Below are 24,858 nucleotides of genomic sequence, written 5' to 3'. Positions count from 1 at the left end.
AAAAAGGTGCTTTTTTACGCTTCAACCGATTGATTTTCAGCAACATTTTTAAATTGTCGTTTGTGCATCAAAGTTAAGGAGGCGATTGTTCCAAGTGATAATACAACGATAAAGATCATGAGCATTCCTATGTTTTGCCACATGAAGTTAAAGTCTCCACTCGATACGACCGCTTTCAATCCTGATACAGAGTATGTCATCGGTAACCAAGCATTGAATGGTTGTAAAAACTTCGGAATCAACTCTAACGGGAATGTTCCAGCACTTGTTGTAAGCTGCATAATTAATGTAATGATGGCGATAAAACGACCTGCATCACCAAAAGCTGTTACTAAACATTGAATTAATGCGATAAACGCTAAACTTGTAATGATGCTAAAGAGTATGAAGTATGGAATGCTTTGTACTTCTACACCCAATCCGAACAGTAATATGACATCTGCTACTATCGCTTGAATAATACCGACTGATAGTAACACGCCGAACTTACTAATAAACCAACTAAATCCTGATTTCGGAACGCCAACTGTATCGCGTAATGGGTATACGATAGATAGTAGTAATGCCCCAACGAATAAACCAAGTGATAAGAAATATGGTGTAAATCCAGTTCCATAGTTTGGAACTTCCGCTATTTTTTCCGTCTTCACTTTTACAGGACTTGCAAACATATCATACGTTTTATCTGTCCCTTTTACTTCCCCAGTTTTCTCTGCCCCTTCCCCAAGTTTCTCAGCAAGTTCACCTGAACCGTCGTTTACTTTTACGAGACCATCCGTTACTTTTCCTGATCCGTCTGCTAGTTTATTAACGCCATCGATTAGCTGGGTTGAGCCAGTTGATAATGTGCCTAAGCCTGTTGTTACTTGACCGGAGCCATCTGCTAATTGATTTACTCCACCTGCCATTTGATTTGCTCCTACAGATAATGTACCTAAACCGCCTGTTACTTGGCTTGAGCCATCCGTTAATTGATTTACTCCTGCAGATAATGTTCCTAAACCACCTGTTACTTGGCTTGAGCCATCTGCTAATTGATTTACTCCTGCAGATAATTGACCTAATCCATCTGTTACTTTTCCAGAGCCGCTTTGTAATTGCGTTACTCCATCAATTAATTGAACTGATCCATCTTTTAATTTATCAGCACCTATTTTTGCATTATCTAATCCCTCACCAAATCCATGAAACTTACTAACAAATTCATTTTGTGCGTTCGTTAGTTTCTCAACACCATCTGCCAGAGCTTTCATCCCTGCTGGATTTGGTAATTTATTTTGCAATCCATTTGTTGTTTGATGTATTTCGCCCTTTAATTGTTTTATTTCTTCATTTAGTTTATTTGTTCCACCTGCTACTCCGGCAGCCTTTTGCTGAACTGTCGCTGTACTTTTTACAGCACTTGTTATGAACGGTTGTAACTGCTCTTGATATTCTTTTGGTAAACTTTCAATTTGCTTTTGTAAATTCGCTACATCTTGTGCTGCAGTTTTAGCATCTCCTACTGTTGATTGCGTAAGTTCATTTAACTGATTTATATTCGCCCCAGCTCCATCTATTTTTTCATTTACTGTATTCAATATAGAAGGAACTTTCGACTGCATTTCCTCTAAGCCTGCAGCAGACTTTTGTACGTTACTATTTAAATCTTGCAATCCCTTTTGAATTTCTTGAGACCCTTTTTCTAATTGACTTCGCCCTTCAACAAGTTTTCCCATACCATTTGATAAATCAGTTGTTCCTGTTTTTAAATCACCGGATTTACTTACTAATTTGTTCAAGCCACCGGTCACTTTCTCAGATCCATCACGCAATTCACCCGTTTTGCTATTTAATGTATTTAAACCTGCTGTTACTTTTCCTGACCCATCTACTAATTTTCCGATACCTGCATTGCTATTTAATACATGTAAACCATCTGTTACTTTTCCTGATCCATCTACTAATTTCCCGATACCTATTTGCATTTCACCGGTTTTGCTATTTAACGTATTTAAACCTGCTGTCACTTTCCCAGATCCATCAAATAGTTTCCCAACTCCATCCTTCATCTCCCCAGATTTCCCTTGAAGTGTATGAAGGCCATCCGTCACTTTACTTGAACCATCATGCAATTCACTTGATCCGTCGTGTAGTTTACTTGCCCCTTCCGCTCCATCTGCTAATCCTTTTGAGACGTCTTTAATAGAATCGAACATTTTCTTTGCATATGTTTTCGTTAACGTGCTTGATACTTCAGTTTTAATCTTTTCAATGGCTGTTCCTCCAATTTGTGAAGATAAGAAGTTTAAACTTTCGTTTGGAATGTACTCTAAGTTTAATGGCTTTGGATTGTCTTTTAGTAACGTTGTAGCGTTACTTGAGAAGTCATCTGGAATGCGCACTAACATGTAATACTTTCTACCTTCCATTCCTTTCTTTGCTTCTTTTTCACTTACGCACTCCCATTTAAAACTTTTATTATCTTTTAAATTATCAACGAGCCCTTTTCCGACCTCAATTGGTTTCCCATCAAATACTGCGCCTTTATCTAAATTGACTACTGCAACTGGTAAGTCATCTAACTGTTTATACGGATCCCAAAAGGCCCACAAAAACATCCCTGCATATAAAATCGGTACGAATAAGACCGCAATAATTGGAATTAATATTTTTTTACTTTTTATAATTTCCGTGAACTCTTTCCGAAGTAACTGATTCCCTTTCATAATTTCTCCCCCTTTTATAAAATGACCAAAATGTTCATATAGTCATTTTTACCCAAACAAAAAGGCTATACTTGTTCATACATATGCCTTATCCCCGAATTTATTACTATGCAACTTTTTCTCATTATGATTATAATTTTTCTATATCCCCCCTTAACTTAAATATATGACCACATTGTTCATTCGGTCATTTTTTTATAAAATTAAAAGGATTATCTTAGTTTGACAATCCTTTTAGTAAATAAAGTTCAAATAACTCTGCAATTTTTTCTTTTTCTAGCGGTTCATGATTTTTTTCCCAATCAAAAATAAGCGATACGTATAGACGAAGCATAATAAATGCTGTAATTTCTGGATCACATTTGCTAATTTCACCTTTTTCAATCGCAATCTTTAAATACGATTGAATAACAGAAACGATTTCCACATCAACTTGTTGCATAACTTCTTGTACTTCTTTCGTTCCCATATCGCGCTCTTCTTGAATTAATTTAATCATGAGCTGATGTTCTTTTCTAAATTCCAAGATGCTATATAATGCTCTATGTACATTTTCAAAAAATGAAACATCAGAACGAATTGCACTTTCTGCAACTTGCTTCATTTCTGTAATTAAATTAGAAATAATTTCACCAAATAGCTCTTCTTTATTTTTGAAAAAAGTATAAATCGTTCCTTTTCCTACATTCGCTAACTTCGCTACTTGATCCATCGTTGTTGCTTTATAACCGAACGCTGAAAAAGACTTTGTTGCAGCCTCAATAATAGAACGTTTTCGATCTATTGCCACATCATCACCTCCAAAAATGACCAATTGGATAATATAGTCAATCAGTACATCTTTGATATTACCACACGCTTACATTCTATACAAGTTCTCTTTTTATTATTTCCAGTATAAAAGATTTCAGTCAAGTTATATCATACTGTCCATAGTGTATCAAAAAGTATACTTGTATGGAAAGCTAGAATATATTCATAATAATTGCTGGCTAGATCCCACTAGAAATTTAATAAAATAGACAGTGTTCTTAAAACTAAAAGTTTAAGAACACTGTCTATTATTTTGACATAGAAAGTAATATTTTCTCCATTTCTTTCTTAGTTAGCTCATCATCGATTATCTCTTCATATATCTTTGTATCTCTTGTAAAAATATCATTCACTATGACAATCTGATACTCACTATTCTTTCCTTGTTCTGGTACAAACATTTTGAGCCCTTTTAACTTACCCTCTCCATGAGAAGATTTATTATAGACCATTCCTTTCCCGTCTAAATTATAACTTTCTAGATTCTCTTCTCCAGGCATCATGTAGTGAAGTGGATCCTTATTACCACCTGCATAAATCCTTGATTGGTAAATTGTAAAACCATATTTTCCATTTGTATATTCTGATTTAACAACTAATTCTACATCTCTTCCAAAATATGAGTCAGCCCATTCCCTCTTTAATTCATAACCTTCAGGTATATAAGTCGGCTGCTTAATTTGATACGGTACATGTTCTTTCGCTTCTTCTATAGTATATGTTAAAGACTTCTCCACCCTTTCCGAAAGTGGAACTAATTTCTTCTCAATACTAGCTAATCTTTCTTGATCAGCTTTATTCAAACGTTCACGTTTAAATTCCTTTGTATCTCTATCATAATTCTCAGGTACTTTTTTATTAACCATTGCTTTTTTATGAATTTCTTTAGCTTCTTTAAATAATTGAACATACTGCTCAAATTCTTCTTTTGTAAAATTCTTTTCTGCCAAATACAAAAAATCTGTATCCCTTTTATATGACTTTATTGACATACCCCATTCTCTACTTGCATTCTCTGGTGTACCTAATACTGTTTCTATCGCTTTTTCAAAAGCTGCTTTAGATTGCTTTTTTTCTACAACCTTTTCTTCCTGTCTTTCATCTCCCTCAGTTATCTTTGCATTTAATAAAAATCCGCCTGCTATAGCTGCTATCGCAATAATCCCAAGTAAAGAAAGACGATACGATTTCTTTTGGAATTTTTTAATCATAACGATTCTCCTTTTTAGTGTTCGTTTATTTCTACTTAAATTTGCTAGGCTTGGTACTTGATAGGAATAATGTTCTAAGAGGGTAATAATTGTATGACCGTATGCAATTTGTTCCTCTTTATCTATAAAAGTAAGTGCATATGCATCACATGCCAATTCTTGATCTTCTCGCATACAAAAATAGGCGTACCAAAGAATTGGATTGAACCAATTTAATAGGATTAAACTGTACATAATCCAATTTACAGCTACATCTTTTCTCTTAATATGAGCTAACTCATGGTAAAAGACATATTGTAATTGTTGCTCATTTAATACTTTCATATGTTTTTTTGATAGTAATACTTTTGGGCGGAAGAAACTAAACACAGTTGGACTTGCAATTTTTCCTGCTAAACGTAAGGAAACTGCCTTCTTCACTTTCATAGACTGCTTACAGCGATCAAACACTGTAATGACCTGTTCATCCGTAATATCCGGTTGTTTCTTTATGTACGAATATAACCGTCTATTTGTAAGAAACGTGATGGCTGCTAATATGATTACCCCAGCTAGCCACACATACAAAGCAAGTTTGTATAAAGAAAATGTAGTCTGTTTTTCCGAACTGACTTCTACTTCCGGTTCGCTAGTTTTTGTCACCATTTTAGGATTTGATTCCAATTCCACTTTACGGTCGCTTTCTATGTTCACTATATTCTCAGTAGCCGGCATATTTTTTGGAATAACTTCCGATACACTAGAACTATAGGAAAGTAATGAGTAAATGCTATAAGAGCTATCTGGCGACCATGGTAAAAGGAGTCTTATCATTAATACGATCCACAACATATATTGCCACCGGGGTGTTAATTTATTTCTAAATAGAACTTTTATACATAAAATAAATCCAACTAATATGCTGGCCATAAGTGACGTTTCTATAAGCCAATCAAAAAAATGAGGAAGGTATACATTTATAAGCGTGTTTATCATTTTTATCGATCCTTCCTCTTATTCTCCTCTGTCTTCTCATCTAAAATGCGTTTTAATTCATTAATATCTTCTGAAGATAATTTCTCCTCTTTTAAGAAATTAACAAGTAATGGTTTAAACGCTGCACCGCAAAAACGCTTTAGTAAAGATTTCGTTTCCACTTGTAAATAATTATCTTGTGATACTAACGGATAATAAGCATACATCCGCCCTTTATCTTGATGGTAAGAAACTGCTTCCTTTTGCACTAATCGATTAATTAATGTGCGGATTGTTTTCGGTTTCCAGTCTATTGCATCTTCCAGTTCTTCTATAATTTCATTCGCTGTTTGCGGAGAACTCGACCAAAGTACTTTCATAATTTCTAGTTCCGCTTCAGATATTTTAGGTAATTGATTTGTCATCGTATGTTTCACTCCTAAGTATTACATTTGTAATCTATAATTAAGATTACAAATGTAATACTTAATTGTCAACCATATTTTAGAAAAATTAATTTCAGCTAAACCTTACTTCACAACAATAAAATTCCTCTTTTTCAAATAATCAAATAAAAAAACAAGAAAATCTTTACAATTAATAGTAATATAGAAAATAGACAAGTTTATCAAAACAGTGGAGGCTTTTTCAGTCATGATGCGTGCACTTCGTTTAAATATAAAGCAAGCTTTTTGTAGTCGTATTTCTTTCATTATGATGCTTAGTGGATTCGTTCTTATTTGCATTTATCACTATTATTATGTAATTCGTTATTTAGGAAACGCAGCAAATGGTCCTATATCAACAGATTTAAAATGGATTGGATTTCGCGACAATGAAATGGATGTTTATTTATTATTAATGCCAGTTATTGCGAGTTTCCCCTTTAGTACAAGTTACAATTCGGATAAGTCCGATGGTTTTAAACCGTTTGTGAGTAAGGGGATTTCTATATTTCCTTATTCAGTAGCGAAATATATCGTTACGTTTTTTTGCGGAGGATTTCTTTATACACTTCCATTCATCTTATCGTTATTATTTTGCAAATTAACCATTCCAGACGGAACACCTACGGTTGGTTCAGGCATTATAAATGCTGATGGAATGTTCGCAAACCTATATTTTGATGCGCCTCTCACTTACATTGCTGTATATATCGGAATTAATTTTTTATTTGCAGGTTTAATGGCCCTTTTAGGACTTGCTGCATCTGTATGGTCACAAAAAGACTATATGGCAATTCTCTTTCCATTTGCAGCCGCCTCCATTCCTTACGTCCTGCTAAATACAATACTTCCTTCAATAGGCGGAGCACCTTTTCATTTATATGATCCGAAACAACCATTGCAAGGCATGTCACCATATATTTTAATGACGCAATGTGCTTTCTTCCTTTTCGTTAGCTTACTTATGTATATACAAGGAGTAAAGCGGGATAGAAAAAAATATAAAAGAAGACTTCAAAAAAGAGAACGGTGTAGAAAAGCGTTTCAAGTAATTTCAGACTAAATCATTGAACGAATAAGAGCGTAATTCCCTAAGTTAACATAGAGAATTACGCTCTTATTATCATTACATATAATCATCCTCCCCTTTACGGTGTACCTGCCAATCCCCATAAGATAACGAACACCGCAAAATAAATCGCTTTAATACCTACCACTGAACATAATAAAATAATTGCATATTTACTTAATTCTCTTCTTGCACCTATTAAAGTAAAAATAACCGCCAAGCTAAAAGTTATATAAGAAGCTGTTGTATTAATTAAGTTATACGTAATATCTAGATTACTTGTAAGTCCTGTTATATCAGCTACAAACTGAAGCATGACGATTGTACTAAAGAAAATTGCAAGCTGATTCATTAACTTTCCATTTATTCGTGCTTGCATCACTGCCCTCCAGACGACTGAATATTCCATTAATTTTATCATCAGATTACAAAAAAAGGAATCATCTCTTTATACTATTGATTCAGAAACAAAAAAGAACGCTTAGTCACCTAAGCGTTCCCCACTTTAAGAAGCCTTCTTCAAATCAATTTGAGCAAGTACTGGGTCATGATCGCTTACACGTCCGTGCTCTTTCATTATGTTTGAGTTTAAGTGCACTGGATCTACAATTGTGTGCGGTGCGATGTTGTTTGTTACTAAAATATGATCTAACACTTGTGCATTTCCTTCGTGAATGTAAGTGTAACGATTCTCTTTCGGCACTGTGTTTAACATATCTTTTAAGATTGTTCCCTCTAGTGCTTTTAGTGGTTTAGAGAACTCGAAATCGTTCATATCACCTAACACGACAACTGGTGCATTCGTATTCTTTTTCTGAATTCCTTGCACGAAATGATTTACTTCTTGTGCTAACTGAATTCGTTTGTCTTCACTTTTTAATACGAGCGGCTGCACTTTTCCAAATGGCGTTGCATCTCCTAGTTTTGAGTTTAAGTGATTTGCAACGACAACAATGTTTTGTCCTTGGAACGTAAATTCTGCCGCTAACGGTTTACGGGTACTTTCAAATAATGGATTTTCGTCTCCAATACGAATAACATTTTTATCAAGTAACTTTGGTACCGTCGCTAATTTCACGCGTGATGGATTATAGAAGAAGCCGACGCGAATATTCGCTCCTGGTGCTCCTCCGTCTTGATTATTGTTTGGAGCGATTTCTACATACTCATACTTCGGTCCACGAATTTCTAGAACTGCATCAATGATACGTTTTGCGCTTAATGACGCATCTGTTGTACCGTCATTAATTGATCCGTTATTATCTTGCATTTCCTCTACACCGATAATATCTGGCATTTTTAAGTTGTATTTAATAGAATACGCTAACGCTTTTACCTTTTCATCTGTTGTTTCTTTTTTATTCGCTGAGAAGTTTTCAATGTTATATGTAGCAACCGTTAACTTATCAAGACGTGGCTGAATATTTGCCCCTACTTGCTTAAATCCACCATCCACTACAGCTGGTAATTCCGTTATTGGCGAAATACGGAAAGAACCGTAATCATATCCTACTACCCCTGTTATATCTCCAGTAAAAGTATCTCCTACTTTTACTACATAATCGCGAGGTACTTTTACAGAAAGACGCTCTGGGTTTAATTGATTTTCATCTAATAGAGGTGTGCCATATTGTGTTACTATTTTATCTCCACCATTTTTTACTGTTACATATAAATTTCCGTTTTTCTGAGGTGCAATAATTTTTGGTGTTGGCATCGTAACACGCATGCCTTCTATACTTTCATAAAAGTCGATTGCATCTTCATTTGGATCAAATAAACCGAATGCATCATTATCAATAATCTGGTCCGGGATTTTCACACCGTTTTCCCCAAGTACAATCGGTGCCGGCAAAGATTGATCTTTTGCGATTACAGCAACGCGACTCGCCTTAATTTCTGTCGTCGTTAAGTCTGTTTCAAATCGCTCTGCATATCCTGGTCCAACATATTCTTCTACTACTCCATCAACTTGAATAAGATCTCCTACTGCTACATTCGCATCTTTTTTATATACGTAAATACCTTCTGAAGTAGCTGGATCATTATCCGGCTGATTATCTTCTATATAAAAGCCGTTTTTATCAAGCGCTGTGACAACGCCTTCCACATTGTTTACTTTCTTCCCGTTGTAAGAAGACATATGTGATTTCCCTTGAATGTCATGAATACGAACTGGTTCATTATTTACGATAATAAATGAAAATGTCGAAATTGCTGAAGAAGTAAGCCCTTCTTTTTCCGCGATTGCTTTCACTACACTATTTTCACTCATTACAATTTGTCCATTATAACGAACACTTTTATTAGTAGGATTAGAGCCATCTAACGTATAGTAGATTGTTGCGCCTTCTGTATTCGTCGTTAATGTTACCGCTGTTCCTTTAGCAACTTCTCCGCCGTTCGGTGAAGCTACTACATCGCTAACACGGTTTTGTCCCTCACCTTGAAACTTATAAGCTGTTACTGATTTTAAACCTGGGTTACTAAAATATAATTCAAGAGTCCCAGTCAAACTAACTTTCTTCCCGATATTTTCAGGGTGATCTTTTACATTCACTGCCGTTCTCACATCACCTTTTGGCAACTGAACGGGCATGATTTTGTCTGGATTCGTTTCGTTTGGCGAATCTGCAATTGCTACGTTTGTATCATCAAACTTAGCTGGATCCTTCGTATATTTAGAAGAACTTTGCGTATATCCGACAATATATCCTTCTACTATCCCCTTCGTTTTCCCTTGCTGCTTAAATACTTGAATTGCTTTTTCTACTGACATAGAAGCAGTTTCTTCTGCTTGCGCTAAAGTTCCAGTAAATGAAAGCAATAGCAAGAATGATAAAAAGACACTTAACAATTTCTTCACAGCCATTTTCCTCTCTCTATTTCATATTTTCTCAGCATTTCTATCATAACAAATGATTCGTTATATAGAACTATTTTTCGACAAATTTTACAAAAGATTTATTTAATTTACAAGCTTTCAAACTATAATACAAAATAATAATTTTACACCTTCTACAAATGCACTCTATAATGTTAGAGAGAAAACAGAAAATATCGACATTTGATTGGCATGTAAAATGGATTCATTTGAATAGGAGTGATTGGATGGAAGTGCAAACAGAAACATACCGCGCAGCTATGAATGGAACATTAGAACGTCATTTTTCAGACATGATTGCTGTTATACCAACTAGAATTACAATTGAGCAGTTAAAACAACGACTAGAAACTATTGCTACTAAAGTTGATGAGTTAAAAATTGTTTATGGTGATAAGACAAGCCTTATTTTTGAATTACATATGGGTGAAACAGTCATACCGTATGAACTGCATATTGATGAGGCGAACGACCCAGAAGAATATAAAATGTACAATAGACAAGATTCTACAATTGTAGATCGTAATTTTGAAGATGCGGCTTTCGGCACTGAAATTTTCACTCGTACGCTATTTGTAGGCGATGTACTGGACTGCTTTTTCCAGCAGTTACAGTTTTTATGGAATCTCGCCCCAGATTTGTTATTTGTAATCGATTCAAGTGCAGCAATGAAAGTGATATCTAGAAGCTATATTGAATATCACGTTGAAAATGAATTATTACCTGACATTCCTGACTTGTACGTTATTCATTCTGTTTATGAAGACGATAAAGACGGTGAGCCTACGCAATATTGGTTTCATACACATGGTCTTTTAAGAGCAGGCTTAACTGAAATAGAGTTAATTATTCCAAATCGCATTTCTTCCTACTACGGCATTGGCGATCTCTTTCAAACATTTGCTAATAATGCCGTTGAGAATGGACAAGTCCCTATGAATGAGCCTATCGTTATCGCGCATAGTCAGCAAGGTTCTATACATACAGTCGCTGTTCCGTGGGAAAAAGGATTATCTTATATAGGGCATAAAACGAGTATGGACCAATTATCTTCAATCGAAGATGAGGAAGTGAAACTACAACCAATAGATGCAAAAAATACATTCTTAGGCGGAATGGATGCCCGAGATGAATACCATCAATCTCCATCCGTTCTCTTATTCAAATTTAATACTTCAGAAGAATATATTGAAAGTTTTTTCAAAGAACACGAGGAAGCTACAGGGCTCATGTTCTATAAAACAAATAGTGAAACGGCTCGTATGGCTTACAATGCGAAAAATACTTTCGGGTATTTCAGCAACATTTTTCATATTGAACAATCAAATGAAGATTTTCGTTTCCTTGCTAAGTTTGGTGTCTCCTACGAAGAAGGAAAAAGTGAACATATGTGGTTTGAAATGCAAAACATTACGGAAGATTTCATTCAAGGAATACTCATTAATGAACCATATTTTATAAAAGATATGAGTGAAGGAAATAGTTATCATTTAGATTTTGATAACTTAACAGAGTGGGTTATTTATGCAGGAGATGCCGTTATAAAGCCAAATAACTTATATATGTTTATTGGCGAATAAATATTTTATATAATAAACGAAACGCCTTCAATATGATTGAAGGCGTTTCGTTTATTGTGCGATTAATTCAGCATCTATTACTTTCTCCAAATGAGATAATACACGCTTTGCAGCTTCCTCACCTTGATTAATACAATCTGGAAGTCCAGCACCAGCATAGGAGCTACCTGCCAAATATATACCAGGTAACTCTTTCTCCATAAATGTTGTGAGCTTTTTCATTCGCTCGTTATGACCTACTGTATATTGGGGCATCGCTTCTTTCCAGCGACTTACGATTGTAAACTCTGGATCCTCTGTAATATCCATCGTCTTTCTTAAATCTTCTAGTACAAGCTGAACGAGTTCTTCTTCAGTTTGTTCTACAACCGCTTCATCACCAGCACGTCCAACGTAACAGCGAAGGAGTGTTTTTCCTTCTGGCGTTGTATGTGGCCATTTTTTATGCGTCCACGTACATGCTGTAATGGTGTAATCGCTATTTCGTGATACGACAAATCCTGTACCATTAATATCGCGCTGGATTGCAGATTTTGGGAAAGCAAGTGCGACATTCGCAACGGATGTGGATGGAATATTACGGAAGAAACGAAACTGCTTGTACTGAGCAAACATGGACGGCAATACTTTATGCGAAGTTGCCACTACGATGGCGTCCGCTTCTATTTCTTTTCCGTTACTAAGAGTAATCGTATAACCATCACCCTGTTTTGCAATTTTTTCAATGCGAGTTCCCTTTATTATCGTACCTTCATGCATCTTTGCTTCGAGAGATTTTACGATAGATTCTAAACCTGTTTTCACTGTTTGGAACATTCCCTTTTTCGGTTCAGCTTTCTCTTCTTTCGGAGCGAGCGTACGCATACCGAGTGAAATACTGCGATGTTTCTGCTCAATTTGATACATTTGCGGGAATGTTGACATTAAGCTCATTTCATCAATATCCCCTGCATAAATACCCGATAGTAACGGTTCTATTAAGTTTTCAACCACTTCATTTCCAAGACGATGTCTGAAAAATTGTCCGAGTGATTGGTCAGATACTGGCTTTGACCTCGGCATTAATAGATCAAAGCCAGCTCTTAGTTTACCAATTGGGGAGAACAGCCCGGAAAATAGAAACGGCGTAATTTGCGTTGGAATTCCCATCATTGATCCATTCGGCATTTTATGTAACCGATTGTTTACAAGGATAAATGATTGACCGGCTTGATTATTTACAAGTTCATCGCCGAGACCTAATTCTTTCACTAATCTAGCTGCACTTTCTTTTCGTGCTAAGAAAGAATCCGGTCCGCGCTCAATTGTAAATCCATCTTTTCGAACGGTTTGAATTTTTCCGCCTAGTTTACCCGATGCTTCTATAAGTAATGTATCAATCGGCAAGTTTTTTTCATGAAGATTTTTTTGTAAGTTATACATTGCTGCTAATCCAGTGATGCCTCCGCCGACGATCACAACTTTTTTCCTCAAGCAGGCTCCCCCTTTCTTCTTACAGTACAGATTCTTTTTTCTTTAATACAACATCTGTTAAACAATCAATAAATGCGTCCGATGCATTTGGCATTTCTGGACGATAATATTTCGCACCAATTTCATCCGTTACAACTTTACACTCAAAGTCGTTGTCATATAAAACTTCTAAATGTTCCGCAACAAATCCAACTGGTGCATATACGAATGAAGTATAACCGTGCTTTTCATTTAGTTCTCTCGTTAAATCTTGTACATCTGGACCAATCCAAGGATCTGGTGTGTTTCCTGCACTTTGCCAGCCTACTGCATAGTTTGCTACTTCAGCTCCGCGCGCGATATAGTCCGCTGTTTCATTTAATTGATTTGGATATGGATCGCCCATTGCAATAATTTTCTCTGGTAAGCTATGTGCAGATACGATTAATACTGCTTTTTCACGCTCTGCATCTGACATACCGTTATATATACCCTTCACTGCATCAACCCAGTACTGGATGAATTTCGGCTCTTTATACCAGCTATCAATGCCGTGAATTGTTAAGTTTCCAAGTTTCTCAGCTTCTTCTTGTGCTCGTCCAACGTATGATTTCACGCTAAACGTAGAATAGTGAGGTGCAAGAACAAGTGCGATTGCATCTTGTATTCCGTCGTTATGCATATCTTTCACCGCATCTTCAATAAACGGTTCAATATGTTTTAAGCCAAGGTACATATGGTACTCTACTTCATCTTGTACTTCATTTAAACGCTTCTCTAACTTCTTAGCTTGCTCTAATGTAATAGTAGCTAAAGGAGAAATACCACCAATTGCACGGTAACGCTCTGTTAAATCTTCCAGCATTTCAGGACTTGGCTTTCTTCCTCTGCGAATATGTGTATAGTAACGTTCAATATCTTCTTCTTTATATGGCGTTCCGTATGCCATTACAAGCAAACCAATTTTCTTTTTCATACAGCAATTCTCCTTTACTTCGCTAACTGCCCTTTAGAGTATTCATGAATAAATGTAGTTAAACGTTTTAATGTATCTGGATTTACTTCTGGGAATACACCGTGACCTAAGTTAAAGATATAACCCGGCTGTTTCATCCCTTGATCTAAAATACCTTTTACATGTTCTTCAATAACAGACCATGGTGCAAGTAAGAATGAAGGGTCCATATTACCTTGTACCGCCTTATGAACGCCACGTGCACGTGCTTCTTCAATCGGTAAGCGCCAGTCTAAGCCGACTACATCAAGCGGTAAGTCGTGCCACTCATTCACTAAGTGTGCAGCTCCTACGCCGTGCATAATCATCGGTACACCCATCTTACGAACTTCTGCAAAAATACGCTCCATTGCTGGTTTAATAAATACGCGATAATCTGCTACATTTACTGTTCCAACCCAAGAATCGAAAATTTGAACTGCTTTTGCTCCTGCGTTAATTTGCGCTTTTAAATATGTAATAACCATATCTGCTAGTTTATCCATTAAAGCGAACCAAGCTTTTGGCTCTGCATACATGAACGCTTTCGTATTATGGTAGTTACGAGATGGACCGCCTTCAATCATATAGCTCGCTAATGTAAATGGAGCTCCTGAAAAACCGATTAACGGTACGTCTAACATTTCTGTCGTTAATAAACGAATTGTATCTAGTATGTACGGTACGTCATCTTCTGGATTGATTTCCCCTAGTTTTTCTACGTCTTGTAAAGAACGGATTGGATTATCGATAACTGGGCCAATACCTGATTTAATTTCTACGTCCACACCAATTGCAGGTAGTGGTGACATAATATCTTTATAAAGAATTGCTGCGTCTACGTTATATTGATCAACCGGCAATTTTGTAACGTAAGCACATAACTCTGGATTGTGTGTAATTTCAAATAAAGAATACTTTTCTTTAATCTTTCTATATTCCGGCTGTGAACGACCTGCTTGACGCATATACCATGCTGGTACATAATCGGTACGTTCCCCCCTACATGCTTTTAAAAATGTCTCATTTATAGTTCTTACCAAGACCGTTGCTCCCTTCCTTACCAATGCTTCGAATACGCTCGATATTTATCTTTTTTTACTATACAGCTTGTAAAAACAAAATGCATAATATTATGTACGTTGTTCATTAAATTGACACAAACATTCTTAAAAACGCTTACTATTTTCACAACATTCTTATTATAACACAGAGAAAAACTATGGTTTAGCTACTTTTGACTTTTCTCCTTCGCGATTCGTTTGTGTATTATATGGTACAACGTAAAAACTCGGTTTTGAAAATATGTTAACGAACTTTTCCTCATATTCTCCAGCACCGTTTACAGTGCTAACATGCGTATGAATTCCATTCTCCACTCTATAGATTCGGTACATAATTCTGTTATCTGGAAGTGGCGTCCAGCTTAATTTTGCTTTAAATAAACCGAAAGGACTAAATGATAGTTTCATTTTTACATCTTCAATTCTTCGCAGCCGAATCGGAGCACCGATTGTTTCCACACCTTCAGGCTTCATAAACTTCTCTTTATGTTCTACATTAGCCTTCGTTAAAATTTTCTTAAATAATTTTGTCGCAGATGCACTTTCTCCTTGCAACTGATGCTCCTTATCCGTGCGGTCATAACCAATCCAAACAGCGCCTACTAAGTTCGGTGTATAGCCGACGAACCACATATCTCTTGCTCCCTTATCGTCATTTGGCAATGAAGTTGTACCTGTTTTCCCAGCTAACGCACCGTTATATACACCAACTCTCGCTGTTCCTTCCTTCACAACCCCTTCTAACATTTTCGTCATATACCATGCTGTCTGCTTCGAGAAGATTTTCGTCTCTACTTTTGGAGATTCCCCAATGACTGCACCGTGTCTATTTAATACTTTATCAATAACGTGTGGCTCGATAATATTTCCATTTGCTAAAAATGAACGATACATTTTTACAAGATCAAATGTTGAAACGCCATTTTTCAATCCGCCAAGCGCTGTACTTAAACCAGCATCTGCAATATAGACATTTCCTTTTTCTAAATACTGCTTTCCTTCTTCTACCCCTAACTCATTTAATAAAGAAACTGCTGGTACGTTTGCCGACTCTAAAATCGCATCATACATCGTCATTTCTTTTGAATACTCATGATTATAATTTCGAGGTTCATACCCTTCAAAAGAATTTCTTTCATTTGTTAATAAAGAATACGGATTATACTTTTTCGTTTCTAGTGCTGGTGCATAAACGATAAGTGGTTTTAAAACAGATCCGGGCTGCCTTTTGGCAAAAACACGATTAAATCCTCTCGGGACGTACTTTCTTCCCCCAATCGCCGCTTTAATCCCTCCCGTGCGATTATCCATTAATAAAAACGCACCTTGCGCCCCTTCTTCTTTCCCAGGAAAATTCCTTGCATCTTGAAACTGGTTATATGCTACCTTTTGAATTTTTTCATCCATAGGTACGACAAACGTATATCCTCCGCGAAGTACTTCTTGATGAGACAATCCGTATAAACGGGCGGCTTCATCTATGACCATATCAATATACGGCATATATGCAAGCTCATTCTCATCTAAATTTTTATATAGAGCAATTGTCTTCCCTTGATAACGAACGCTTTCTTCTGCAGTCAAATAGCCTTGTTTATGCATAAGTGACAACACTAGATCGCGGCGTTCCTTACTCTTCTCTGCAGAGTAGTACGGTGAATATCCGTTTGGTGACTTCGGAAGGCCTGCAAGCATTGCCCCTTCCTCTACTGTTAAATCCTCAACATTTTTATTAAAATACAACTTTGCTGCCGCTTGAATACCGTAAGCCCCATGACCAAAATAAATATGATTCATATACATTTCAAGAATTTGTTGCTTCGTATATTTTTGCTCTAATTGAAGAGAAATTGCGACTTCCTTCAATTTGCGCGTAAATGTTTTTTCACGAGTTAAAAAGACATTTTTAGCGAGTTGCTGCGTAATGGTACTACCGCCCTCTACCTTTTCTCCAGCTAACGTATCTTTATAAAGAGCCCGGAATATAGACGGATAATCAATTCCTTGATGCTCATAAAAACGGGAATCTTCCACCGCAACAAACGCTTGCTGCACATACTTCGGAATTTGCTCGACTGGTACGAGTTCCCTATTTTCTACGTATAATTTCGTAATTTCTTTTCCTTTCTGGTCAACAATACGTGATGAAGAGTGGAAAACGAGCTGCTTTTCATCCATCATATAGCCACCAGCTAACACGATAAGTTTATAGAGTACAATTGCTACTACAAACGTTGCGACGCCGCCTAATAAAGTCCACTTTACTTTCTTCATACATCGTCCTTCTTTCCAAATGATGGTACATTTATTATTTGAAAAAGAAGTATCTTTATGTATATAATCTTCGAAGTTTTTTAAGAGAGTTGATATAATAGAAACAAACTATTAAGGGGGCATTAAAATGAAGGCGATTATTTCATACGAAACACCTCTAGAACAATCACATTTCACTGCAAAAAATGATGAGAAAAATATGTTTTATAAAGAAAATACAGAAGAATCTGTAGAAGGCTCACTTCAGTATGACGTACTAGATGCTGTCGGTGAATTTAAAGGACAATCTGGCTATATCGTTTGTAACAACATTTCTGTCACAGACGAAGGTCGCCCAGTATTTGAAAACCGCTTTAAAAACCGCGCAGGCCTTATTGAAAACGAACCAGGATTCCAAGCGATCCGTGTTTTACGCCCATTAAGTAACGATACATATGTCATCTTAACGATGTGGGAAACAGAGCAAAACTTTAAAGACTGGACAGAATCACGTTCATTCGAAAATGCTCATAAAAAACGTCCCACACAAGCAGAAGGACAAGCTCCAGCGCATCCACATGCGGAACAGCAAAAGAGTATTTTCTCTCGTCCTTCTTTTGTGACTACTTTTGATGTGTTAGTTTAATTAAAAAGTAATACAACACTAGCAGTACGTGAAATTATATTAACGATTTTTCGAATATATCTATCACATCTTGAAATATATCAACGATTCGACTAAAGATATCCATTTAATAAGAAAAAGGAAACACCATTACACACCGGTGTTTCCTTTTTCTTTGTACCAATTATATATACGAAGTGTGTCCTCTTTTCGCATGTGCTTCACTTTATAACGATGCCCCGCTACCGATACGACAGCTGTACATAACTCGTCTTTCTTTTGAAAATACGATTGATTGTACCCCACTGCTTGAACATGTCTTCTACGCATGATTCCTGTATATTTCGCAAGACCTCTGTATACCATTGTTAATTGGTTTTCTTTCATCATATAACCGCCGCTAGTATAACGAGCGTATGCGAGTATTGTAAATGCGATACATAGCGGGATAAGAGTGAACAATGCAATATGCTGTTTAAAATATATACTTGCACCGGCAATTGGCACAGCGAGCACAGCACTTGTAATCCAGCCCATGATGATGTAACGGCGCAATGCCACTTTCGGTAAATGAACGATTTCCTCCTCCATTTCATACGGCAACTGTAAATATGCGAGTAACTGCTGCACATTTTTTTTCTTCATAAAAGGATGTAGCATCACTTCATTCCCAGCGGATTCTATACTTTGAATGACTTCTACTTCGACAGAACAATACCCGATAGGCTGGCGAAGTATTCCTTCTTTCACAGTAATTGCTTGAATGCGGTGTAATTTTAACACAAACTCTTTCTTATCAAATAACCCTTGTACGATTCGAATTTCATTTCCGTTTCGCTCAATTTTAAAGTTTGCATATTTTAACGCATAGCCCGCTGTTGAAATAATCCAAGAAATTGCCATTAAAATTGCGGCCATAACGATTAATTCATATACACCGTTATCCATCACATACGCTTCCACTTTATTGATGAGCCATTCTGGTAGAAATTGATTAAACTCTGTGTAAAGGATTACTAACATAGAAAACACTAATCCAAATCTACCAGATGTAATAGATGCGAATAAAATTTCTTTCGCTGTTAACTGATAAACTGTCTTACTACCTTCTCCCGCAGGCACCTCTTCAGCCACAACGCTTCTTTCTTTATGTAATAAAGCAATTAGTCCCTTCGCTTCATCTTCTTTAATACCAGCTAACATCACTTCTGGCTCACTACCGCCGCCTGCAACTTCTATATTTAATTTTGTAAGTCCAAGTATTTGATAAATGATGTTAGAAGATGTACTAACATTTTGCACACGTTCTTTATTTAAGTAGCTTTCTTTCTTAACAAACACACCATGCTTTATATGTAAAATATTATTTTCAACCCAATACACCTTGAAATACCATTTTATAGCTGAGAAAATAGCCATAATAAATAATAAGGCCAAGAGAACAAGATGAAATAAATACCAAGGTTCCACTTCACCATCTGAGCGAAATAGAACAAGCAAAATAAAAGGCAACAAACTCGCAACCCTAATACCTAACAATATCGTGATCGGATGTTGCCTCTTATACATCCTCATCACTCACTTTCGCAAGTTCTCCAATTTGTCTTTTCAGCTGTTCTGCTTCTTCTTTCGTTAAACCTGGGATACTATGAGAAGTTGCGGCTGTTGAAATGTGTAATTCTGCTAAATTATACTTTCTCATAATCGGACCTTGCTCAATCGTTACGTGCTGCACACGGATCATCGGAATAAGTACGCGTTTTACAACGAACATTCCCTTTTGAATCTCAATCTCTTCTTCATTTAATCTGTAACTATAATAGCGCTGACGTAAATTTGGAAACACAAAATAATCAAGTGGAATAAATATAATGGCTCCTGTTACTAATAGTCCAAACAACCAGCCCCACCAGTTAAAGTTAATCATAAAAAAGAAATACGCAATTACGACTGTTAGTATAACTGCCGCGCCAATTAAAGCGTGAATCCTCCACACTTTCAGCATATTAGAATGAATCTCCCTTTCTAACGGCTGCATCTCATCACTCCAATTCTATGAATTTATTACTTATATATTATCAAAAAATAAGGTTTTATATACAATTTTGTAAATTTATAGTCAAATAAAAATAGTTGAATCAAAAGCATGTTAAAAAACATACCTCAGTTTTTAAAATTACATATTATAAATATGAATTATATTGAACCAAATAAACCCTGCATGATTCATGCAAGGTTTATCGTTTTATACACAATATATTTCATTATTGTTGAGATATACTAGCATCGCTTTCAATTCGCTTTTCTTTTTGGCTCAGTTTTTTATCTTTAGATTTTTTTAATGTTAAAGTCATGCCAATAAAAATAAAAAGAATTCCTGTTATTTGCATTAAAGTTGGACGGAATCCAGTAAGTACAGTATCTAATAATATTGCCACTGCCGGATCTAAAAAAACTAATATTGAGATTGTTTTTGTAGATAAATGGCGTAAACTATCAAAAAACAGATAATACACTATCCCTGTGTGAATAAAACCAGTAGCTATAATATATGTCCAATTACTTTGAGTGAGGCCACTAAAAGCATCTAAATCTATAAATGGTATTAAAAGAAATATCCCCAAGAATGTTTGTAAAAATGTCATTGCATACGCACTCATTTTGTTAATCCCTTTACCAAATAAAGTTGTAAATGCATAAAAGAGAGCTGCAAGAAATCCCCATATCATACCTGAAGACATTAATGAACCGAAAGAAAAGCTTCCATCGATACCAGCAATTAATAAAGCTCCCACAAAACACACAACTATTGAAATGATAGATATTAATGTTAATTTTTCTTTAAAGACGATACTTCCAATTAACAGTACAATTACTGGTGCAAGATGATAAACTGAGATAGCAATTGTAACTGACATATTTTCAAAGGCTTTAAATAAGAAAACCCAATTAAATACTAAGAAAAAACCACATATTAAAACTTGAATAACTTCTTTTCGTTCCCATTTATCTTGTTTATATTGCCCTGTAAGCAACCAACATACACTTAAAAATATTGTCGCAAAAATACACCTTACAAACACTAATTCAAACGAAGGTAAGTTTGTTTGAACAGAAAAAAATCCAACTGATCCAAAGATAACCATTGATGCTATCATCTTTAAGGCCGGTACCGTTTTCTCTTGCTTAAAACTTTTTTGAAGCAAATTAATTCCCCTCCAATAAAAACTCGGTTTATAGTGAGAAAAACACCAGCCTAAAAAAGGACAGGTGCTTTTCCTCAAAAACACTCAATTACAAATTTTTCCCTGCAGTCCAACCACCATCAATTACAAAATTAGAACCAGTAATAAAGCGGGCCTGATCAGAAATCAAGTAATCAATACATGAAACAATATCCTGCGGCAACCCCCAAGTATCTAAAGATTGATTACTTTTTATCATAGACATCAAGGCTTTATTACTAAAGTATTCTTCTGTAAGTTCAGTTCTAATAACACCGGGAGAAATGCTATTTACTCTTATATTTTGCTTCCCAAATTCCATAGCCATCTGTTTAGTCAATCCGATTAAGGCATGCTTTGATGCCACATAAGCAGCTCGCTCTGGTTCAGCCATTAATCCAGAAACCGATGCTATATTCACAATACAACCTTTTATTTTCGATTCACACCATCGCTTAGCTACTTCCCTAGAAAGGATAAATGGGGCTACTAAATTTACATCAATTACTTTTTTAAACATATCATCGGATAAATGTAAAACAGGTGTTATCTCTCGAATACCAGCTGCATTTATTAATATATCAGGAGAAAGCTTTTCTAAATCTAATTGAGTAAAAAGATTATGAATCGCTTCGCTATTACTTAAATCAATTTGCACTACTTTCAAAGGCATATCTGTTTTCATATAATCTATTAAGTTATTATTATTAATATCAAGAGCTATTACATGAAATGATTTTTCTAAAAAGTATTTTATACAAGCATGACCTATACCGCTATTGGCTCCAGAAATCATAATTATTTTATTCTCTCTCATTTTGTCTCCTTATAAGAAAATGTTACTAATAAAATATCACGAAAAGCCTCCGTACTACATTCTGTTCCAAGTGGCGTTACGGCATGGAAGACCTTTTGTCCAAATACTAAAGTTTCTAACGGCTCCTTCAAACTTATAAACTGATTAATTTCCCGAGGAGAATTAGCTATTAAATTATCTCCACCAATAGCTGTATTACTTAAATTCATAAGGTGTAAAAACACTACTGGTTCATCATCTTTATGTAACCAAATAGGTGAACTAAAAGATGGTCTTTCTTTAGTAGCTTTATATCTTACTTGATGTAAACCTATAATTAAGTCTTTACTTGTATCTATTATATTTGTTTTAAATGCAAATTCAGTATCGAAACGCACCATATTTTGAATTAAAGGATTATATAAAAAGCTATCATTTATGCTATTAAACTGTCTAACTTTCCCGCCATCATCATAGTTATATTCTTTAGATTGGAAGTAATCATTACTATTATCTAAAATATAATCTGGTGAATCAACATACTTTATATACCTTGAATAAGATCTAGCACGGCATTCACCGTACGCATCATCTTCCAAATTATAATAATCTAACTGTGCTTGTGTTAATAAGCGATGATTCTCTTCCTCTTGTAAAAAGATTTCATTTGAGATTTCAAGGAATCCTTTAGATTCGAATTCATGTACCTTTTCTTCTATGCTAAATCCACTCATTTTACTAAGAACAAACGTCATTATAAAAACCTCCACACTATTGTATTTTTCTATCTCACCCTATGTTAGAAATGCAATAAGTAACCGAGATTCTTGCTTAATAAAATTTAAAATTATGATATTCAATTAATACACCAAATGAAATATATGTAATCCATTAACACTATCTCTTAAGCAATATTATATATCCTTTTGGATATTTTCTCTAATTATCTGAAGATTTATCAACATTAGTCTTAATATTCAAAATTAAAGAAATGGATTTTTCAGAAAGATAAAACTGCGAGTATTGCAATTATTTATGTATATAATTTTTTTAAAAATTATATTTTAAATATAGCTAGTTTTTTATAAATTTTTTGATATAATTACATACGGGAAAAGGGAAGAATTTTGTCTTCCCTTGTGTTTTTATTTGCATCTAGTACTTTTGCTAGATGCTTTTTTTTATGCTAAAAAAGGTATCCTCAAATACTTTGAGGATACCTTTTCCATCAATTTAGTGCAGTTCAATAATTGTACCATCTTCGAATACTTTGAATACTCCAGTAAATCCTGGTCCAGCTGCGCCTTCTATTTTATATGTCGTACGCACTCTAATTTGATAATATTTCTTTCCATTCTCTACTTGCGTATTCTCTAGCGTGTAATCATAGTCTTCTTTATATTCATTTTTAATATATTCTTTAGCTTTCTCAAAAGTAAATGCATTTTGTTTTTTTTCTGTCTCAGTTTTTTGATTTTTTTCTGCCTCTACCTTCTGATTCTTTTCTGTCTCAGTTTTTTGGTTCTTTTCAGTCGCTACCTTTTGATTTTTTTCTGTCTCTGCTTTTTGATTCTTTTCTGTCGCTACCTTTTGAGTCGTTACTGCAGTGGTTTTTTGTGCCTTCGCTGGTGCTTCACTTTTTGCATTTTTTTCTTCTTCATTAATTTTAGTAACTAATCCTACCGCTTTTTTATTATATTCTTCAAGTTTCTTGTTATCTTTTGTTTCTGCAACTAGCTTATTTAATATCTCTTTTGCTTCTGCATAATTTTTCTTACTTATTAACTCTTCACTTTTCGTCAGTTGCTCGCTATACTTCTTTTTTTGTTCTAAGATGGCTAGTAATGCTGTTCGTTCTTCCTTTGCTTGTTTTATAAGCGTAGTATTTCCATTCTTCATGTTCTCTACTTTTTCAAATGACTTGATTGATTCTTCTATCTTTGTTTCTTCTTTTAACTTTACAGCTTCAATCATTGCTTTCGTTTGTTCTACTAGAACTTTTGCATCTGAATCATCTTTTTTCTCATCTAGCGCTTGTTCAAATGATGATAAGGCATTTTTATATTCTTTATTTGTTAACGCGGTCTTTCCTTCATCCATTGCTTTTTCAAAATTACCATTACTACATCCAGCTAACATTAAAAACGTAAGTCCAATTACCATTAATAACTTTTTCATTTTCTCTCCTCCTATATATCCCTAAAACAATAACAGCATATGTATAAAAGTCTGTGTAGTAATTAGACTGAAAGTAAATATGTACTACGTTGTGTGTGGGAAAGGAAGTACATTTCATTTACTATCATTACTTAAAACCCCTAAATAGTTGGTTTCTTCTTCTTTTAAGACAGAAAGGATTTTTAATAATGTGCGTAAAGATCTCACCAGGCCCTTTACTACACACACTCTTATACACATAGAAAAACTATTTTTAGGTTGCTATTTTTTTAACTTTACATATTCTCGATTGATCGGATACGAACCTCATTTTGTAACATAACGAAAGACAAAAGAAAACAAACTGTAACATACGTTATCGTTAGTAATCTTCCTGTAACACAAATGTAACATAATGTTTTTGAACATACAATAGTTTTTTTTACATTATTTTCCCCTATCTACATTTTAAGGTGCTACTACAGTGCTAAAACGATTTTCATCTCTCACCTGCTATTGGACTATCATCCTTTGAGTACTTTAGGAAATAGACTTCTTTCCTAAAGTACTCAAATTAATTACAAAGATAACTCTTTTTTCATCCAAACATTAAGAAGGCCTTTAATCT

General features: G+C 35.1%; 19 protein-coding genes. 3 read left to right on the top strand and 16 right to left on the bottom strand.

Annotated features, from left to right (window positions below):
• Positions 1-14: 14 nt before the first annotated feature.
• From N2V79_RS05430 to N2V79_RS05415, 4 genes are all read right to left on the bottom strand, one after another.
• Positions 15-2,708: a YhgE/Pip domain-containing protein gene (locus N2V79_RS05430; RefSeq protein WP_340719650.1), complete on the bottom strand. Its 2,694-nt coding sequence runs from the start codon at positions 2,706-2,708 to the stop codon at positions 15-17.
• A 217-nt stretch (positions 2,709-2,925) separates the two neighbouring features.
• Positions 2,926-3,498 (bottom strand): TetR/AcrR family transcriptional regulator, encoded by a 573-nt coding sequence (locus N2V79_RS05425; protein WP_000963381.1) that lies wholly within the window; start codon positions 3,496-3,498, stop codon positions 2,926-2,928.
• Between the two features lie 271 nt (positions 3,499-3,769).
• The gene (locus N2V79_RS05420; RefSeq protein WP_340719649.1) at positions 3,770-5,707 is read right to left on the bottom strand and encodes a M56 family metallopeptidase; all 1,938 of its coding nucleotides are present in this window, start codon (positions 5,705-5,707) and stop codon (positions 3,770-3,772) included.
• Between the two features lie 2 nt (positions 5,708-5,709).
• Entirely contained in the window at positions 5,710-6,111 is a 402-nt protein-coding gene (locus N2V79_RS05415; RefSeq protein ID WP_064532830.1) for a BlaI/MecI/CopY family transcriptional regulator, read from the bottom strand.
• A 229-nt stretch (positions 6,112-6,340) separates the two neighbouring features.
• Between N2V79_RS05415 and N2V79_RS05410 the strand changes: the two genes are divergently transcribed.
• A complete protein-coding gene (locus N2V79_RS05410) occupies positions 6,341-7,195 on the top strand; it encodes a hypothetical protein (RefSeq protein ID WP_064532829.1) in 855 nt (284 codons plus the stop codon).
• Positions 7,196-7,280: 85 nt separating this feature from the next.
• On the opposite strand, the gene N2V79_RS05405 is transcribed toward N2V79_RS05410, so the two are convergent.
• Positions 7,281-7,580, bottom strand: a complete 300-nt coding sequence (locus tag N2V79_RS05405; protein WP_327947300.1) for a hypothetical protein — start codon at positions 7,578-7,580, stop codon at positions 7,281-7,283.
• Between the two features lie 126 nt (positions 7,581-7,706).
• On the bottom strand, positions 7,707-10,073 hold the full coding sequence (locus N2V79_RS05400; protein ID WP_340719648.1) for a DUF6359 domain-containing protein: 2,367 nt from the start codon (positions 10,071-10,073) through the stop codon (positions 7,707-7,709).
• Positions 10,074-10,312: 239 nt separating this feature from the next.
• Here N2V79_RS05400 and N2V79_RS05395 point away from each other — a divergent pair, with 239 nt between their 5' ends.
• A complete protein-coding gene (locus tag N2V79_RS05395; protein WP_340719647.1) occupies positions 10,313-11,665 on the top strand; it encodes a DUF4026 domain-containing protein in 1,353 nt (450 codons plus the stop codon).
• A 51-nt stretch (positions 11,666-11,716) separates the two neighbouring features.
• On the opposite strand, the gene hemY is transcribed toward N2V79_RS05395, so the two are convergent.
• From hemY to N2V79_RS05375, 4 genes are all read right to left on the bottom strand, one after another.
• Positions 11,717-13,138 (bottom strand): protoporphyrinogen oxidase, encoded by a 1,422-nt coding sequence (gene hemY / locus N2V79_RS05390; RefSeq protein WP_340719646.1) that lies wholly within the window; start codon positions 13,136-13,138, stop codon positions 11,717-11,719.
• 19 nt (positions 13,139-13,157) lie between these two features.
• Positions 13,158-14,093 carry a ferrochelatase gene (gene hemH / locus N2V79_RS05385; protein ID WP_089170562.1) on the bottom strand — a complete coding sequence of 312 codons (936 nt, stop codon included), beginning with the start codon at positions 14,091-14,093 and terminating at the stop codon, positions 13,158-13,160.
• 14 nt (positions 14,094-14,107) lie between these two features.
• Positions 14,108-15,154 (bottom strand): uroporphyrinogen decarboxylase, encoded by a 1,047-nt coding sequence (gene hemE / locus N2V79_RS05380; protein ID WP_000252605.1) that lies wholly within the window; start codon positions 15,152-15,154, stop codon positions 14,108-14,110.
• Between the two features lie 177 nt (positions 15,155-15,331).
• Positions 15,332-17,449 (bottom strand): transglycosylase domain-containing protein, encoded by a 2,118-nt coding sequence (locus tag N2V79_RS05375; RefSeq protein WP_144465814.1) that lies wholly within the window; start codon positions 17,447-17,449, stop codon positions 15,332-15,334.
• Between the two features lie 127 nt (positions 17,450-17,576).
• Between N2V79_RS05375 and hmoB the strand changes: the two genes are divergently transcribed.
• Positions 17,577-18,074, top strand: coding sequence for a heme-degrading monooxygenase HmoB (hmoB, locus tag N2V79_RS05370; RefSeq protein WP_000644097.1), 498 nt, complete (start codon positions 17,577-17,579; stop codon positions 18,072-18,074).
• A gap of 129 nt (positions 18,075-18,203) precedes the next feature.
• On the opposite strand, the gene N2V79_RS05365 is transcribed toward hmoB, so the two are convergent.
• The 6 genes from N2V79_RS05365 to N2V79_RS05340 form a co-directional block, all read right to left on the bottom strand.
• Positions 18,204-19,622 (bottom strand): PH domain-containing protein, encoded by a 1,419-nt coding sequence (locus N2V79_RS05365; protein WP_053565069.1) that lies wholly within the window; start codon positions 19,620-19,622, stop codon positions 18,204-18,206.
• Entirely contained in the window at positions 19,615-20,091 is a 477-nt protein-coding gene (locus tag N2V79_RS05360; RefSeq protein WP_001182719.1) for a PH domain-containing protein, read from the bottom strand. Before N2V79_RS05360 ends, N2V79_RS05365 begins: the two co-directional genes overlap by 8 nt.
• A gap of 226 nt (positions 20,092-20,317) precedes the next feature.
• Positions 20,318-21,259: a DMT family transporter gene (locus N2V79_RS05355; RefSeq protein ID WP_000939632.1), complete on the bottom strand. Its 942-nt coding sequence runs from the start codon at positions 21,257-21,259 to the stop codon at positions 20,318-20,320.
• 88 nt (positions 21,260-21,347) lie between these two features.
• Positions 21,348-22,094 carry an SDR family NAD(P)-dependent oxidoreductase gene (locus N2V79_RS05350; RefSeq protein WP_001208939.1) on the bottom strand — a complete coding sequence of 249 codons (747 nt, stop codon included), beginning with the start codon at positions 22,092-22,094 and terminating at the stop codon, positions 21,348-21,350.
• On the bottom strand, positions 22,091-22,828 hold the full coding sequence (locus N2V79_RS05345; protein ID WP_053565070.1) for a 2OG-Fe dioxygenase family protein: 738 nt from the start codon (positions 22,826-22,828) through the stop codon (positions 22,091-22,093). Before N2V79_RS05345 ends, N2V79_RS05350 begins: the two co-directional genes overlap by 4 nt.
• A 478-nt stretch (positions 22,829-23,306) precedes the next feature.
• Positions 23,307-24,251 (bottom strand): hypothetical protein, encoded by a 945-nt coding sequence (locus tag N2V79_RS05340; RefSeq protein WP_095691272.1) that lies wholly within the window; start codon positions 24,249-24,251, stop codon positions 23,307-23,309.
• Between the last annotated feature and the right edge of the window lie 607 nt (positions 24,252-24,858).

It is taken from the genome of Bacillus sp. CH_70 (assembly GCF_038007045.1).
Lineage (GTDB): Bacteria > Bacillota > Bacilli > Bacillales > Bacillaceae_G > Bacillus_A > Bacillus_A cereus.
This window is presented reverse-complemented; position numbering and strand designations above follow the sequence as displayed.